This is a genomic window from Nocardioides sp. 503 (genome assembly GCF_004522095.1).
Lineage (GTDB): Bacteria > Actinomycetota > Actinomycetes > Propionibacteriales > Nocardioidaceae > Nocardioides.
Window position 1 is genome coordinate 1 of the sequence record NZ_SPUI01000006.1, and the last position, 14310, is coordinate 14310.

Sequence of the window (14310 nt, forward strand, 5' to 3'; positions counted from 1 at the left end):
CCGCACTTCTCCGCCCCCCCCCCTGCGGGGCCCCCCAGCCCAACGCTGGGCGGGGGCCCCTCTGCGGTGCTCAGACCTCGAACTGGCCCGCCTCGAGGCGCTTCTTGACGTCCTGCAGGAAGCGGCCGGCGTCGGCGCCGTCGACCAGGCGGTGGTCGTAGGTCAGCGCGAGGTAGACCATGTAGCGGACCGCGATCGTCTCGCCGAGGTCGGCGTCGTCGATGACGACCGGACGCTTGACCACCGCACCCGGGCCGAGGATGGCGACCTGGGGCTTGTTGATGATCGGGGTGTCCCACAGGGCCCCGACGCTGCCGAGGTTGGTGATCGTGAACGTGCCGCCGCCCAGCTCGTCCGGGCCGATCTTGTTGGTGCGGGTGCGCTCGGCCACGTCGGCGATCTTCTTGGCCAGCCCGGCGATCGAGAGGTCGCCGGCGTCCTTGACGACCGGGGTGATGAGCCCCTTCTCGGTGTCCACGGCGAACGCGAGGTTCTCGCGGTCGTAGTAGGTGATCGTCCCCGCGTCGGTGTCGATCGTCGCGTTGAGCTTGGGGTGCTGCTTGAGCGCGTCGATGGCGGCCTTGGCGAAGAACGGCAGGTAGGACAGCTTCACTCCCTCGCGGGCGAGGAAGTCGGCCTTGGACGCGTCGCGCAGGCGGGCGATCCGGGTGACGTCGACCTCGATGACCTGCGTGAGCTGGGCGCCGGAGTGCAGCGAGTCGAGCATCCGCTCGGCGATGATCTTGCGCAGCCGGCTGATCTTCTCGGTCGTGCCACGCAGGGGCGACGGCGTGGTGCTGGGCGCCGACGGCGCGGCCGGAGCCGACGGGGCGGCGGCGGCCGCAGGTGCGGCGGCCGGGGCCTCCTTGGCCTGGGCGGCCGCGTCGAGCACGTCCTGCTTGCGGATGCGCCCACCGACGCCGGTGCCGGTCACCGACGACAGGTCGACGTCGTGCTGGGTGGCGAGCTTGCGCACCAGGGGCGTGACGTAGCCGGAGCTGTCGGAGGACGGCTTCGCGTCACCCTCGCCGGTGGTCGGCGACTGGGCGCTGGGAGCGGGCGCGGTCTCCTGGGCGGGAGTCGTCTCCTCCTCCAGCTCGGGCTTGCCCTTCTCCTCGGGCTCCTGCTCGGCCTGCGGCTCCTGCGCGGGTTCGGGCTTCTTCTCGGGCTCGGGCTCCGGCTCGGACTTCTCCTCGGCGAGCTCGGCCTCCTGCTGCTCCTTCTTGGCGGCCTGCTCCTCGTCCTTGGGCCGCGCCTCCGGCTCGGCCTGGGCGGGAGCGTCGTCGGCGGAGCCGATCACGGCCAGCTCGGCGCCGACCTCGACCGTCTCGTCCTCCTCGGCCTTGATCTCCAGCAGCGTGCCGGCGACCGGGGAGGGGATCTCGGTGTCGACCTTGTCGGTCGAGACCTCCAGCAGCGGCTCGTCGACGGCGACCTCGTCGCCGACCTGCTTGAGCCAGCGCGTCACGGTGCCCTCGGTCACGGACTCGCCCAGCGCGGGCAGGGTGACCGACGTACCGCCGCCACCGCCGCCACCCGAGCCGCTGTCGGAGGACGCGGCCGGCTGCTCGGGCTCGGGCTCCTCCTCCTGGGCGGGCTCGGGCTCGGACTTCTCCTCGGCGAGCTCGGCCTCCTGCTGCTCCTTCTTCTCCGCCTGCTCCTCGTCCTTGGGCTGCGCCTCGGGCTCGGCGGACTCGGTGGCGTCGCCGGCGGACTCGCCCTCGTCACCGATCACGGCCAGGATCGCGCCGACCTCGACCGTGTCGTCCTCCTCGGCCTTGATCTCGAGCAGCGTGCCCGCGACCGGCGAGGGGATCTCGGTGTCGACCTTGTCGGTGGAGACCTCCAGCAGCGGCTCGTCGACGGCGACGGTGTCACCGACCTGCTTGAGCCAGCGGGTGACGGTGCCCTCGGTGACGGACTCGCCGAGTGCCGGGAGGTTGACTTCGGTAGCCATGGAGTTCCTTCGTGAGCTCGTGGTGGGGGATCAGGAGTGGGCGTGCAGGGGCTTGCCGGCGAGGGCGAGGTGCGCCTCTCCGAGAGCCTCGTTCTGGGTGGGGTGGGCGTGCACCAGCGGCGCGACGTCCTCGGCGTGGGCCTCCCAGCTGTAGATCAGCTGGGCCTCGCCGATGAGCTCGCCGACGCGGTCGCCGACGAGGTGGACGCCCACGACGGGGCCGTCCTTCTGGCGGATGAGCTTGACGAAGCCCTGCGTCTTGAGGATCTGGCTCTTGCCGTTGCCGCCCAGGTCGTAGGTCAGCGTCTCGATGCCGTCGGCGCCGTACTTGTCGGCGGCCGCGGCCTCGCCGAGCCCGACGGAGGCGATCTCGGGGTGGCTGTAGGTCACGCGCGGGATGCCGAGCTCGTCGATGGGCTGCGGGTCGAGGCCGGCGATGTCCTCGGCCACGAAGATCCCCTGCTGGAAGCCGCGGTGGGCCAGCTGGAGGCCGGGCACGATGTCGCCGACGGCGTAGACGCCCTCGACGTTGGTGCGGCAGCGCTCGTCGGCGAGGACGAAGCCGCGGTCCATCGCGACCCCGAGCTCCTCGTAGCCGAGGCCCGACGTGCTGGGGCCGCGGCCGACCGCGACGAGCAGCAGCTCGGCCTCGATGACGTCGCCGCCCTCGACGGTCACGGCGACGCCGTCGTCGGTGGTCTTGACGCTCTGGAACGGCGTGCCGGTGCGGAAGGCGATCTTGCGCTTGCGGAAGGCCCGCTCGAGGGCCTTGGAGGACGCCTCGTCCTCCGCCGCGACGAGCCGGGGGAGGGCCTCGATGATCGTGACCTCGGCGCCGAAGCTCTTCCAGACGCTCGCGAACTCGCAGCCGATGACGCCGCCGCCGAGCACGATCACGGAGGCCGGCACCTGCTCGAGGCGCAGGGCGTGCTCGGAGGAGATGACCCGCTCGCCGTCGATGTCCAGGCCGGGCAGGGACTTGGAGTAGGACCCGGACGCCAGCACCAGGTGCTTGCCCGTGACGACGCGGTCGCCGACCGTGACCTGCCTGTCGCCGCTGACGCGCCCCTCGCCCTCGATGACGGTGATGCCGCGCGAGGAGATCAGACCGGTCAGGCCCTTGAAGAGCCGGGAGACGACGCCGTCCTTGTAGGAGTTGACCCCGACCATGTCGATGCCCTCGAGCGTGGCCTTGACGCCGAACTGCTCGGACTCGCGAGCGGAGTCGGCCACCTCGGCGGCGTGGAGCAGGGCCTTGGTGGGGATGCAGCCGACGTGCAGGCAGGTGCCGCCGAGCTTGCCCTTCTCGACCAGGCCGACGCTGAGGCCGAGCTGGGAGGCGCGCAGCGCGCAGGCGTAGCCGCCCGATCCCGCCCCGAGGATGAGAACGTCGAAGTCCGCCTGAGTCACGCCAGTCCCTCCGCTGAAGATGTCGCCCCATCCTTGCACTTCTGGCCGGGGCCACAACACCGGCCTCGTGGCCCGGGCGGCGCGTCCGACAATCGCGTCCTGCGCACAGGATCACCGACGGGAGGGCAGACTGGCCCCATGGGTTTTCTGGACCGCTTCCGGCGGGGGACGGGCACGCGCATGCGCCGGCCCGGCAAGGACGCCGCCCGCACGGGCTCCACGACGGTGCGTGCCTCCGACAAGGTCGACGAGCAGCACCTGCACGAGTTCGTCGGCAACCGACGCGGTGTCGAGGGCTTCGTCGAGCCGCGCACGGCGGTCAGCGACGTCACGCTGCTGCTGGTCGCCCACGACGGTGAGTGGACCCGTCGCCGGGTCCCGTCGGTGCAGTGGGCCCACGACTTCGCCAACCGGCACCAGGTGCCGTCGTACGACGCCGCGGTGGTCGGCATCCCCCAGCGGATGCGCGACTACAACAGCCGCCAGAAGCAGCTGCGCAAGGAGCGCGGGCTGTAGGTCGACCTCGTCCTCACGGGTGGCGAGACAGGCGCTGGCGCGCTTTCCTCAGCCCTCGGGTCGGGTCAGCGCTCGGAGAGCGCCCGGGCGTAGTCGACGAGGGTGGTGACGCCCCACCCGGTGCCGCCGGAGGTGACGTGGCCGCGGGGACCGCCGGAGTTGAAGGCGGTGCCGGCGATGTCGAGGTGGGCCCAGGGCAGGTCGGCGGTGAACTCGCGCAGGAACGTGCCGGCGAAGAGCCCGCCGCCCCAGCGCACCCAGTCGTGCTGGGACAGGTCGGCGATCTTGCTGGCGCGGACCCGCTCGACCATCCCGTCGGGGAACGGCATGGGCCAGTGGTCCTCGCCGGCGACCTCGGAGGCCGCGATGACGTCGCGCACGATGTCGTCGCTGCCCATGACGCCGGCGACGCGGTCACCGAGGGCCAGGACCATGTGGCCGGTCAGGGTGGCGACGTCGAGCATGATGTCGGGCTTCACCTCGGTCGCGCGCACCAGCGCGTCGGCCAGGACCAGGCGCCCCTCGGCGTCGGTGTTGAGCACCTCGACGGTCGTGCCGCCGTACTGGGTGATGACGTCGCCCGGGCGCATGGAGGTGCCGGAGACCATGTTCTCGGCCATCGCGGCGAACGTGCTGACCTTGATCGGCAGGCCGAGCGCGGCGATCGCGTACGTCGCCTGGATGACCGCCGCGGCGCCGGACATGTCGCTCTTCATCTCGTGCATGCTCTGCGCCGGCTTGATGGTGAGGCCGCCGGAGTCGAAGGTGATGCCCTTGCCGACGAGGGCGAGGTGGCACACCGGCTTCTTGGGGGAGTAGGTGAGCTCGACCAGGCGCGGCGGGGCGTCCGAGCCCTGCCCGACGCCGAGGATGCCGCCGCAGCCCAGCTCGGCCAGCCGCTTCTCGTCGAGCACCGTGACGCTCACCTTGGGGGCGCCGCGGCCCTTGCCCCACTCCTTGCCGGACGCGACGGCGGCGTCGGCGAAGGCGGGCGGGGTGAGGTCGCCGGGAGGGGTGTTGACCCAGTCGCGCGTCTGCACGACCGCGCGGACGACGACCTGGGCCTCCTCGAAGGCCGTGACCGTCTCCTTGCGACGAGCGTTGGACGTGAGGAGCACGACGTCGCCGGGGGCGTCGTCCTCGGTCTGCTTCTTGTACGTCGTGAAGGTGTAGGCGCCCAGCTGGTAGCCCTCGGTGACGGCGCGGACGAGCACCGGGGAGTCGGCGGGCAGCGCGAGCGCCACCGTGGCGGCGTTGCTGACCGCGCGTGCGGCGCCGCCGGCGGCCCGGCGCACGGAGTCGGCGGTGGCGGCGTCGCCCAGGCCGGCGAGGAGCAGCACGGGGGCGGAGATCGCGCCGCCGGTGGGCAGCTTGACCAGCTCGCCGGCCTTGCCCTTCACGCCGAGGGTGGCCAGCAGCGGCGCGAGCTTGCGGCCGTAGGCCTTGGCGACGTCCTCGCCGCCGGGCGCCAGCTGGGGGCCCTTGGCGGAGGACAGGACGCCCACCACCACCACGTCGGCTCGGGACTTGGCGGGACTGGCGCTGCGCAGCGTGTAGGACGTGGTCACCGAGGCAGACTAACCGGCGCGCGGTGGCGCCCTGCCCCGCCGGGGCGGCCTCTGGCGCTGAGGTAGGTTCGCGCCATGGCCGAGGAACTGCTGCACTCCCCGCTCCACGACCGCCACGTCGCCCTCGGGGCGAAGTTCGCCGAGTTCGGCGGCTGGTCGATGCCGTTGGAGTACTCCTCCGGCGTCGTCAAGGAGCACACCGCGGTGCGCACCTCGGTGGGCATCTTCGACGTCAGCCACCTCGGCAAGGCGATGGTGAGCGGGCCCGGCGCCGCGGCCTACGTCAACCGCACCCTGTCCAACGACCTCGCCAAGATCGGGCCGGGCCAGGCGCAGTACACGCTGTGCTGCGACGACGCCACCGGTGGCGTGGTCGACGACCTGATCGCTTACTACCGCGACGACGAGCACGTGCTGCTGGTGCCCAACGCCGCCAACACCGCCGAGGTCGTACGTCGCCTGGCCGCCGAGGCCCCCGACGGCGTGGTCGTGGCCGACCACCACCGCGACTTCGTCGTGCTCGCGGTCCAGGGCACGAGGTCCGACGAGGTGCTCGCAGCCGTGGGCCTGCCGGTGGGCCACGACTACATGAGCTTCACCGAGGCGGAGTTCGAGGGCGTGGCGGTGGTCGTCTGCCGCACCGGCTACACCGGCGAGCGCGGCTACGAGCTGATCGCCGACAACTCCGTCGCCGAGCCCCTCTGGGACGCCCTGCTCGCGGCCGGCGCGGCGCACGGCATGCTCGCCTGCGGCCTGGGCGCGCGCGACACGCTGCGCACCGAGATGGGCTACCCGCTCCACGGCCAGGAGATCTCCCTCGACGTCACCCCCAACGAGGCGCGCCTCGGCTGGGCGGTCGGCTGGAAGAAGGAGGCCTTCTGGGGTCGCGACGTGCTGCTGGCCGAGAAGGCCGCCGGCCCCAAGCGCACCCTGCGCGGCCTGGTCTCCACCGGACGCGCGATCCCGCGCCCCCACATGCTGGTCAGCCTCACCGCCGACGTGATGCTCGGCGAGATCACCTCCGGCACGTTCTCGCCCACGCTGAAGAAGGGCATCGGGCTGGCCCTGCTGCCCTCGGAGATCCACCCGGAGGCCGAGGTCGGCGTCGACGTGCGCGGTCGCCGCGAGATCTTCCAGCTGACCAAGCCGCCCTTCGTCGACACCTCGGTGAGGGAGTCATGAGCCTGCCCGACCAGCCGTCCACCTTCCGGCAGCCGACGCCGGCGGAGCGTCCCTGGACCTGGCGGTTGGAGAACGCCGCCGGCGAGGTCGTGACGGTCTCCGGCGAGCACGCCGACCAGCGCTTCGCCAGCCAGGCCGACGCGGAGTCCTGGGTCGGCGAGATCTGGTCCGAGCTCGCCGCCGAGGGCGTCGACGCCGTGACCCTCTTCGAGCACGACCGCCAGGTCTACGGGCCGATGTCGCTGCACGCATAGCCATGCCCCACGGCGCCCGGCTCGTCGCCCCGGTGGCGATCCGTTGCGGCGGCGGCTCCGAACACCTCGGTGACAGGGTGGCCCGTGGACGGGACACCGCCAAGCTGACGGCCCACGTCGTCGCGCGAGGGACCGAGGGGCGGTAGCGGATGCGCGACGACGGCGACCTCGCGGCGTACGCCGCCGCCCGGTGGCCGTCGATGATGCGCACCCTGGTGCTGCTGGGGGTCGCGCCGCACCGTGCGCCGTACGTCGGGCAGGGGGCGGTGGCGCGCCTGCGCGACGACTGGCGGCACCGCGACGAGCTGGGCGACCTCGACACCCACGCCTTCCGGGTGCTGCTCGACGCATGGCGTCGTGACGCCGCCGAGACGCAGGCCGCTGCCGTCGAGGCGGCCCCGGACCTGGTGCCGGACGACCCCGATTGGCCGGCCCTGCGGCGCCTGCTGGACGACCTGCCTGCCCAGGAGCGAGCGGCCGCCGTGCTGGGGGCGGCGACCGACCTGTCCGAGGACCAGGTGGAGGCGGTGCTGGGCTCGGCCACCCGGGGCCCGCACGACCTCCACGAGCGGCTGGTGCGGGCGGCGTCCGCGGTGCCGCTGCCGGGCTTCTCCTACGACGACGTCGTCGCCCGGCACCTGGCCGAGCGACGTGAGGGACGGGCCCGCACGGCACGCCGGGCCGCGGTGGTCGCCCTGGTGGTCGCCGTCGTGGCCGGCGGCTGGACGTGGTGGGCCAACCGGCCCGGTCCGGCGCCGGCCCTGCCCGACGTGGCGGTGCAGCAGCGCGACAACCCGGCCCCCGTCGGCTGGTACTACGACGGCACGCTCCGCCTCGACGTGGTCGCCCTGGGCATCGACGACCTGCAGAGCGTCGTGCGGGTGCCGCGCGGGGCGGTCTACGCTGACGGCGCGGGGGAGGTCGTCATCGTCGACAGCGACGGCCACCGCACCCGGCTCGGCAAGCAGGCGTCCGACGGCGCCTTCGCGGCCTCCGCCCAGGACGGCCTGGTCGCGTGGGTCGACGTCACCGGGGACCCCGAGCTCCGGGTCTACGACCTCGCCGAAGGCAAGCGGGTCGCGAGCGCGTCGGTCGCGAAGGGGACGCGGGTGCTCGCGATCGACGACGGGCGCGTCTACGTCGCCGGGTCCGACGGCGCCTTCGTCCTCGAGTGGGAGGGCGGGAGCTGGAGCGTCCTCGCCCGGGTCAGTCCCGACGGGCTGCTCGACGTCGCTGGCTACGCCGCGGCCTACCAGTCCGACCCGCAGACCGTCGACGTGGTGCACCTGCAGTCCGCGCTCGGTGTCAGCGTGCCGGGGACCGGAGCCCAGCTGGCACCCGACGGTGCCCACGTGCTGACGCGCCGCGGCGGCCCGGACGGACCGGTGCGGATCTACAACGCGTTCACGGGGGAGCCCGTCGACACCGGCCTGGCCCCCAGCGCCGAGGTGTACGCCGCCAGGCTCGACGGCGGCGCCCTGGCGACGTACGTCGTGGAGCTCGCGCAGGCCGACCCCGTCGACGGCCCGCGGCTGTCCAACTCCGGCAGCCTGCAGCTCGTGACCTGCGCTCTCGGGCGGGCCGGGAGGGCGAGCACCTGCACCGTGCACCTGACCCTCCCGGCAAGCACCTCCTGGGTGCTGGAGCAGTAGCGTCGGCGCCATGCGCGCGTTCCGCCAGGTCGACGTCTTCTCCGCCGAGCCGCTGCTGGGCAACCCGGTCGCGGTCGTCCACGACGCCGACGGACTCGACGACGAGCAGATGGCGCGCTTCGCGCGCTGGACCAACCTGTCGGAGACGACGTTCCTGCTGCGCCCCACCGCCCCTTCCGCCGACTACCGGTTGCGGATCTTCACGCCGGGTCGCGAGCTGCCGTTCGCGGGGCACCCCACGCTCGGCAGCGCCCACGCCTGGATCGAGGCCGGCGGGACGCCCCACGAGGCGGACCGGGTGGTGCAGGAGTGCGGCGCCGGCCTGGTGCAGGTGCGGCGCGGCGAGCGGCTGGCGTTCGAGGCGCCGCCGCTGACCCGGTCGGGGCCGGTGGCCGCCGAGGACCTGGCGCGGGTCGCCGCCGCGCTCCGCATCCCCGAGGCCGACATCGTGGACGCGGCCTGGGTCGACAACGGACCGGGCTGGGTGGGCGTGCTGCTCGCCGACGCCGCCGCGGTGCTGGCGTGCCGGCCCGACCTCGCGGCGTTCGACGGACTGAAGATCGGGGTGGTCGGCAGCCACCCCGACGGCGACGTCGCCGTGGAGGTGCGTGCCTTCTGCCCGGGCCTGGGCGTGCCCGAGGACCCGGTGACGGGGAGCCTCAACGCCGGGCTCGCGCAGTGGCTGTCCGGCGACCGGCTGCCGGCGGCCTACGTCGCCTCCCAGGGGACCGTGGTCGGAAGGAGGGGGCGGGTCCACGTGACCACCGAGGGCGGTGCGGTCTGGGTGGGCGGCGACACCCTCACGACCGTCACCGGGACGGTCCGGATCTGAGGGGCGCCGGGCGGTAGGTTGGGGGCATGCAGCAGTACCTCGACCTCCTCCAGCGGGTCCTCGACGAGGGAGTCGAGAAGGACGACCGCACCGGCACCGGCACCCGGTCGGTCTTCGGCCACCAGATGCGCTTCGACCTGGCCGCGGGCTTCCCGCTCGTCACCACCAAGAAGGTGCACACGCGCTCGGTCTTCGCCGAGCTGCTGTGGTTCCTGCGCGGCGACACGAACGTGAAGTGGCTCCAGGACCGCGGCGTGACGATCTGGGACGAGTGGGCCGACGCCGACGGCGACCTGGGCCCCGTCTACGGCTACCAGTGGCGCTCGTGGCCGGCACCCGACGGCCACCACATCGACCAGATCGCCCAGATCGTCGAGCAGATCCGCCGCGACCCCGACTCACGCCGCCACATCGTCTCCGCGTGGAACGTCGCCGACATCCCGCAGATGGCGCTGGCGCCCTGCCACACGATGTTCCAGTTCTACGTCGCCGGCGGCAAGCTCTCCTGCCAGCTCTACCAGCGCTCCGCCGACGTCTTCCTGGGCGTGCCGTTCAACATCGCGTCGTACGCCCTGCTGACGCACATGGTCGCCCAGGTGACCGGCCTCGAGGTCGGTGACTTCGTGCACACCCTGGGCGACGCCCACCTCTACTCCAACCACCTCGACCAGGCGCGGCTGCAGCTCACCCGCGACCCGCGCCCGCTGCCGACGCTGCGGCTCGACCCGTCGGTCACGGCCCTGGACGCCTTCGAGCTCGAGCACCTCACCCTCGAGGGCTACGACCCGCACCCCGGCATCAAGGCGCCCATCGCCGTATGAGCACCCCACCATGACGCCGGCGGGCAAGCGCGTCGTGATGGTCGCCGCCGTCGCCGACAACGGCGTCATCGGCGCCGACGGCGACATCCCGTGGCGGATCCCCGAGGACTTCCAGCACTTCAAGCGGACCACGCTGGGCCACACCCTGGTGATGGGCCGGGCGACGTACGACTCGATCGGGCTGCCGCTCCCCGGCCGGGTCACGATCGTGCTCACCCGCGACCCGTCGTGGTCTGCCGACGGCGTGCTCGTGGCGCCCTCGCTGGCCGAGGGTCTCGCGCTGGCTGACGGTCTCGAGGGGGACGTCGCCATCGCCGGTGGCGCCCTCGTCTACGCCGAGGCGATGCCGGTGGCCGACGAGCAGGTCCTCACCCACGTCCACCTGACGCCCGACGGCGACACCTTCTACCCCGAGCTCGACCCGCACGCCTGGGTCGAGCAGCGCCGCGACACCTTCCCCGACCGCGACGTCGTCTGGCTCGTGCGGACGTAGGCGTCAGCCGGCCGGTGACGTTTCCCCAAGGTATGCACCTGAGCTGTCACTTCCCTCGGTGTACAACCCCCGGGAAGTGACGCTCCAGCTGCATACCTTGGTGAAACTGCCGGCTCCCGCTCACGGGATGACCCGCCGCGCGCGCAGGTCCTCGAAGATGTCGAGAAACATCTGCTCGGTCCGCACGTACCGGTGGAAGCCGAGGCGGCGGGCCTTCGAGCCGTCGGCGAAGACGTCGTAGTCCCAGGAGAGGACGAAGTCGGCGAAGGGCCACGCGGAGACGTCCGAGTACGGCGTCGGGGCCAGTCCGTGCTCGCGGACGAGCCGGTCCCAGGTCCCCTCCTTGTCCGCCATGGCCACCTCCAGGGAGAGGGGCAGCGGGGGAGCGGTCTCCAGGTCGAACCAGTCGGCGAGCCGGGGCCACAGGTCGTCCCACCGGAAGAGGTCGCCGTTGGTGATGTTGAACGCCTGGTTGGCGCAGGCAGGCGTCGTGGCCGCCCACACCGTGGCCTCGGCCAGGAGTCCGGCGTCGGTCATCTCCAGGATGCTGGTCCAGGCACCCGGCTTGCCGGGGAAGCGCAGCGGGACCCCGTGCGCCTTCGAGATCGTCGCCAGCACCGCGATCGAGACCGCCAGGTTCATCGGGTTGCCCAGGGCGCCCCCGCACACCACCGACGGTCGCAGCGCCGACCAGGTCCACCGGCTTCCGCGCTGCTTCTCCTCGAGGTAGGCCTGCTGGTCGACGTTGAACTCCGGCGGCAGGTGCGGCGGGTCGTCCTCCCGTGCCGGTGTCCTGAAGGGGCCGAGGTGGGCGCCGTAGACCTTGTAGCCCTGCATCAGGCTGACGTGGGCCAGGTCGGGTGCTGCCTGGGTGACGACGTCGACGACGTGCGTCAGCATCGCGAGGTTGGGCTCGACGAGCTCGGCCCACGTGGGTCGATCCTGGTACGCCGCGTAGAAGACGTGGGTGACCTCGCTCAGCCGCCCCACCGTGGCCGTCACGTCCTCACGGTCGAGCAGGTCCACCTGGACGTGGCGCACGCGGTCCTCGTCGACGCCGCCGCGACGCGAGAGCCCGATGACCTCCCAGTCGCCGAGCTCGACGAGGTGGCTCACCAGGCTGGTGCCGATGACGCCGCGGGCGCCGACGACGAGGGCGACCTTGCGGGGGAGTGGGGGCTGCTGGCTCATGGATGACTTCCTTCGCATTGGGGTATCGCGATATTGCGATGACAAGAGTCAAGCACAGAGATCGCAGATTCACGATCTGGCGCGTAGCATGGGGGCGTGCCCACTCCCCGCGCCGCCGACGTCGAGGCCCCGCTCGACCTGAGCGCGATCTTCAAGGCGCTCTCGAACCCGATGCGCGCCCAGATCCTCGACTGGCTCAAGGACCCCGCCAGCTTCCCCCCGCAGCTCGAGCCGGCCGAGGAGGTCGGGGTGTGCCTCAAGCACATCCAGGCACGGGCGGGCGTGTCCCAGTCCACCGCGTCTCAGTACCTCGCGGTCCTCCAGGACGCCGGGCTCGTCGTCAGCCGTCGGATCGGCCCGTGGACGCACTTCGCACGCAACGAGCCCGTGATCCGACGGTTCGCCGAGCAGGTGCGCACGTCGCTGTAGCGGTACGACCGGCGTCGGCTGAGGGGTTTCGAGACGGTTGCTGCGCAACCTCCTCAACCCCCGGAGCCACCCGGGGGTTGAGGAAGGCGCGCTAGCGCCTGTCTCGAAACCCCTGCCCTCGCGACGACCCTGCCGCCTGGCACAGTGGCCCCATGGAACTTCGGGTGTTCACCGAGCCCCAGCAGGGGGCCACGTACGACGACCTGCTCGCGGTGGCGCGGGAGGCCGAGTCGCTCGGCTTCGGCGCGTTCTTCCGCTCCGACCACTACCTCGCCATGGGCGGCGACGGGCTGCCCGGGCCGAGCGACGCGTGGGTCACGCTCGCCGGCCTGGCGCGCGACACCAGCACCATCCGGCTCGGCACGATGATGACCAGCGCGACCTTCCGGCACCCGGGGCCGCTGGCGATCAGCGTCGCGAACGTCGACCAGATGAGCGGGGGTCGGGTCGAGCTCGGTATCGGGGCGGGGTGGTTCGAGGCCGAGCACGACAAGTACGGCATCCCGTTCCCCGCCACGGGGGAGCGCTTCGACCGCTTCGAGGAGCAGCTCGCGATCATCACCGGGCTCTGGGCCACGCCGGCCGACGGCAGCGGGTCCTTCAGCCACGACGGGCGCTACTACCAGGTCACGGACTCCCCGGGCCTGCCCAAGCCCACCCAGGCCAAGCCCCCGGTGCTGATCGGCGGGGTCGGCAAGAAGCGGACCCCGGCCCTGGCGGCGGCGTACGCCGACGAGTTCAACCTGCCGTTCGTCGACGAGGAGACCACCAAGGCGCAGTTCGCACGGGTCCGGGCGGCCTGCGAGAGCGCCGGCCGCGCCCCCGAGGACCTCGTCTACTCCAACGCGCTCGTGCTGTGCGTCGGTGCCGACGAGGCCGAGCTGGAGCGCCGCGCCGCGGCGATCGGCCGCGAGCTGGGCGAGCTGCGCGAGAACGGCCTGGCCGGCACGCCCGAGGAGGTCGTCGACAAGATCGGCCGGTTCGCCGCGCTGGGCAGCGAGCGGCTCTACCTCCAGGTGCTCGACCTGGCCGACCTCGACCACCTCCGCCTCGTGGCGGCTGACGTCATGCCGCGCGTGTGACCGATATCCTCGGACCCATGACCACCACGCCTGCCGCCTCGCGGCCGCCGTTCGGCCGGGTCCTCACGGCGATGGCCACGGCCTTCCACGACGACGGCTCCGTCGACCTCGACGGCACCGCCCGGATCGCCACCCACCTGGTCGACCACGGGCACGACGGCGTCGTCGTCTCCGGCACGACCGGCGAGTCGCCCACGACCTCGGTCGCCGAGGACGGCGACGTCCTGGCCGCGGTCAAGGACGCCGTGGGCGACCGCGCGGTCGTCGTCGCCGGCGTCGGCACCAACGCCACCGCCCACTCCGTCGAGCTGGCCCAGCAGGCCGCCAAGATCGGCGCCGACGGACTGCTGCTGGTCACGCCCTACTACAACAAGCCGAGCCAGGCCGGTGTCCTGCACCACTTCCGCAGCGTCGTCGAGGCCAGCGACGTCCCGGTCATGCTCTACGACGTCCCCAGCCGCACGGGCACCACCATCGCCCTGGAGACCTACGCCGCCGCGATCGAGTGGGACAGCGTCGTGGCCGTCAAGGACGCCCACAACGACTTCGCCCGGGGGGTGCGCCTGACCCAGCTGGGCTACGCCGTCTACTCCGGCGACGACATCTCCACGCTCGGCTGGCTGGCCCACGGCGCGGTCGGCGTCGTCTCCGTGCTGGGCCACGTCGCTGGCGACCAGATCCGCCACCTGGTGGACTCCTACCTCGCCGGCGACCACGCCGCCGCGCTCGAGGCCTACACCCGCATGCTCCCGGCGGTCGACGCGGTGATGGGCGTCCCCAACTACGGCGCCACGACCGCCAAGGCGGCGCTGCAGCTGCTCGGCGTGCTCGACAACCGCAACGTCCGGGCGCCCCTGGTGCCCCTCGACGACGACGAGGTCGCCGCGCTGCGCGAGGGCCTCGCCGCCTCCGGACTCCTCTGA

At 72.6% G+C, this 14310-nt stretch carries 14 protein-coding genes; 10 read left to right on the forward strand and 4 right to left on the reverse strand.

All coding sequences use genetic code 11. The annotated features are described in order from the left end of the window. Positions 1-70 precede the first annotated feature (70 nt). Together sucB and lpdA are read right to left on the reverse strand one after the other, a co-directional pair. A complete protein-coding gene (sucB, locus tag E4622_RS17515) occupies positions 71-1957 on the reverse strand; it encodes a 2-oxoglutarate dehydrogenase, E2 component, dihydrolipoamide succinyltransferase (protein ID WP_134741550.1) in 1887 nt (628 codons plus the stop codon). A 30-nt stretch (positions 1958-1987) separates the two neighbouring features. Further along, positions 1988-3367 carry a dihydrolipoyl dehydrogenase gene (gene lpdA, locus E4622_RS17520; protein ID WP_134741551.1) on the reverse strand — a complete coding sequence of 460 codons (1380 nt, stop codon included), beginning with the start codon at positions 3365-3367 and terminating at the stop codon, positions 1988-1990. Between the two features lie 138 nt (positions 3368-3505). Here lpdA and E4622_RS17525 point away from each other — a divergent pair, with 138 nt between their 5' ends. Beyond that, positions 3506-3883, forward strand: a complete 378-nt coding sequence (locus E4622_RS17525; protein WP_245156095.1) for a hypothetical protein — start codon at positions 3506-3508, stop codon at positions 3881-3883. Between the two features lie 65 nt (positions 3884-3948). Here the strand turns inward: E4622_RS17525 and E4622_RS17530 are convergent, their stop codons facing one another. Next, entirely contained in the window at positions 3949-5451 is a 1503-nt protein-coding gene (locus tag E4622_RS17530; protein ID WP_245156096.1) for a leucyl aminopeptidase, read from the reverse strand. Between the two features lie 75 nt (positions 5452-5526). Between E4622_RS17530 and gcvT the strand changes: the two genes are divergently transcribed. The 6 genes from gcvT (at position 5527) to E4622_RS17560 (ending at position 10685) form a co-directional block, all read left to right on the forward strand. Beyond that, on the forward strand, positions 5527-6633 hold the full coding sequence (gene gcvT / locus E4622_RS17535) for a glycine cleavage system aminomethyltransferase GcvT (RefSeq protein ID WP_134741552.1): 1107 nt from the start codon (positions 5527-5529) through the stop codon (positions 6631-6633). Beyond that, positions 6630-6887, forward strand: coding sequence for a hypothetical protein (locus tag E4622_RS17540; RefSeq protein WP_134741553.1), 258 nt, complete (start codon positions 6630-6632; stop codon positions 6885-6887). Before gcvT ends, E4622_RS17540 begins: the two co-directional genes overlap by 4 nt. A 149-nt stretch (positions 6888-7036) precedes the next feature. Further along, on the forward strand, positions 7037-8539 hold the full coding sequence (locus tag E4622_RS17545; protein ID WP_134741554.1) for a hypothetical protein: 1503 nt from the start codon (positions 7037-7039) through the stop codon (positions 8537-8539). Between the two features lie 10 nt (positions 8540-8549). Further along, a complete protein-coding gene (locus E4622_RS17550; protein ID WP_134741555.1) occupies positions 8550-9371 on the forward strand; it encodes a PhzF family phenazine biosynthesis protein in 822 nt (273 codons plus the stop codon). A 26-nt stretch (positions 9372-9397) separates the two neighbouring features. Continuing rightward, a complete protein-coding gene (locus E4622_RS17555) occupies positions 9398-10192 on the forward strand; it encodes a thymidylate synthase (RefSeq protein ID WP_134741556.1) in 795 nt (264 codons plus the stop codon). 10 nt (positions 10193-10202) lie between these two features. After that, positions 10203-10685 carry a dihydrofolate reductase gene (locus E4622_RS17560; protein WP_134741557.1) on the forward strand — a complete coding sequence of 161 codons (483 nt, stop codon included), beginning with the start codon at positions 10203-10205 and terminating at the stop codon, positions 10683-10685. Between the two features lie 120 nt (positions 10686-10805). Here the strand turns inward: E4622_RS17560 and E4622_RS17565 are convergent, their stop codons facing one another. After that, entirely contained in the window at positions 10806-11876 is a 1071-nt protein-coding gene (locus E4622_RS17565) for an SDR family oxidoreductase (protein ID WP_134741558.1), read from the reverse strand. A 96-nt stretch (positions 11877-11972) separates the two neighbouring features. On the opposite strand from E4622_RS17565, the gene E4622_RS17570 reads away from it, so the two are divergent. The 3 genes from E4622_RS17570 to dapA all read left to right on the forward strand — a co-directional run bounded on the left by E4622_RS17570 (position 11973) and on the right by dapA (position 14310). After that, entirely contained in the window at positions 11973-12305 is a 333-nt protein-coding gene (locus E4622_RS17570; RefSeq protein WP_245156097.1) for a helix-turn-helix transcriptional regulator, read from the forward strand. A gap of 152 nt (positions 12306-12457) precedes the next feature. Next, entirely contained in the window at positions 12458-13387 is a 930-nt protein-coding gene (locus E4622_RS17575) for an LLM class F420-dependent oxidoreductase (RefSeq protein WP_134741559.1), read from the forward strand. 17 nt (positions 13388-13404) lie between these two features. Then, positions 13405-14310 carry a 4-hydroxy-tetrahydrodipicolinate synthase gene (gene dapA, locus E4622_RS17580; RefSeq protein ID WP_134741560.1) on the forward strand — a complete coding sequence of 302 codons (906 nt, stop codon included), beginning with the start codon at positions 13405-13407 and terminating at the stop codon, positions 14308-14310.

What these genes read in the sequence shown, in the direction of transcription:
- sucB (WP_134741550.1), bottom strand. Translation starts at nt 1,957, where the DNA reads ATGGCTACCGAAGTCAACCTCCCGGCACTCGGCGAGTCCGTCACCGAG.
- E4622_RS17525 (WP_245156095.1), top strand. Translation starts at nt 3,506, where the DNA reads ATGGGTTTTCTGGACCGCTTCCGGCGGGGGACGGGCACGCGCATGCGC.
- gcvT (WP_134741552.1), top strand. Translation starts at nt 5,527, where the DNA reads ATGGCCGAGGAACTGCTGCACTCCCCGCTCCACGACCGCCACGTCGCC.
- E4622_RS17540 (WP_134741553.1), top strand. Translation starts at nt 6,630, where the DNA reads ATGAGCCTGCCCGACCAGCCGTCCACCTTCCGGCAGCCGACGCCGGCG.
- E4622_RS17545 (WP_134741554.1), top strand. Translation starts at nt 7,037, where the DNA reads ATGCGCGACGACGGCGACCTCGCGGCGTACGCCGCCGCCCGGTGGCCG.
- E4622_RS17550 (WP_134741555.1), top strand. Translation starts at nt 8,550, where the DNA reads ATGCGCGCGTTCCGCCAGGTCGACGTCTTCTCCGCCGAGCCGCTGCTG.
- E4622_RS17555 (WP_134741556.1), top strand. Translation starts at nt 9,398, where the DNA reads ATGCAGCAGTACCTCGACCTCCTCCAGCGGGTCCTCGACGAGGGAGTC.
- E4622_RS17560 (WP_134741557.1), top strand. Translation starts at nt 10,203, where the DNA reads ATGACGCCGGCGGGCAAGCGCGTCGTGATGGTCGCCGCCGTCGCCGAC.
- E4622_RS17565 (WP_134741558.1), bottom strand. Translation starts at nt 11,876, where the DNA reads ATGAGCCAGCAGCCCCCACTCCCCCGCAAGGTCGCCCTCGTCGTCGGC.
- E4622_RS17575 (WP_134741559.1), top strand. Translation starts at nt 12,458, where the DNA reads ATGGAACTTCGGGTGTTCACCGAGCCCCAGCAGGGGGCCACGTACGAC.
- dapA (WP_134741560.1), top strand. Translation starts at nt 13,405, where the DNA reads ATGACCACCACGCCTGCCGCCTCGCGGCCGCCGTTCGGCCGGGTCCTC.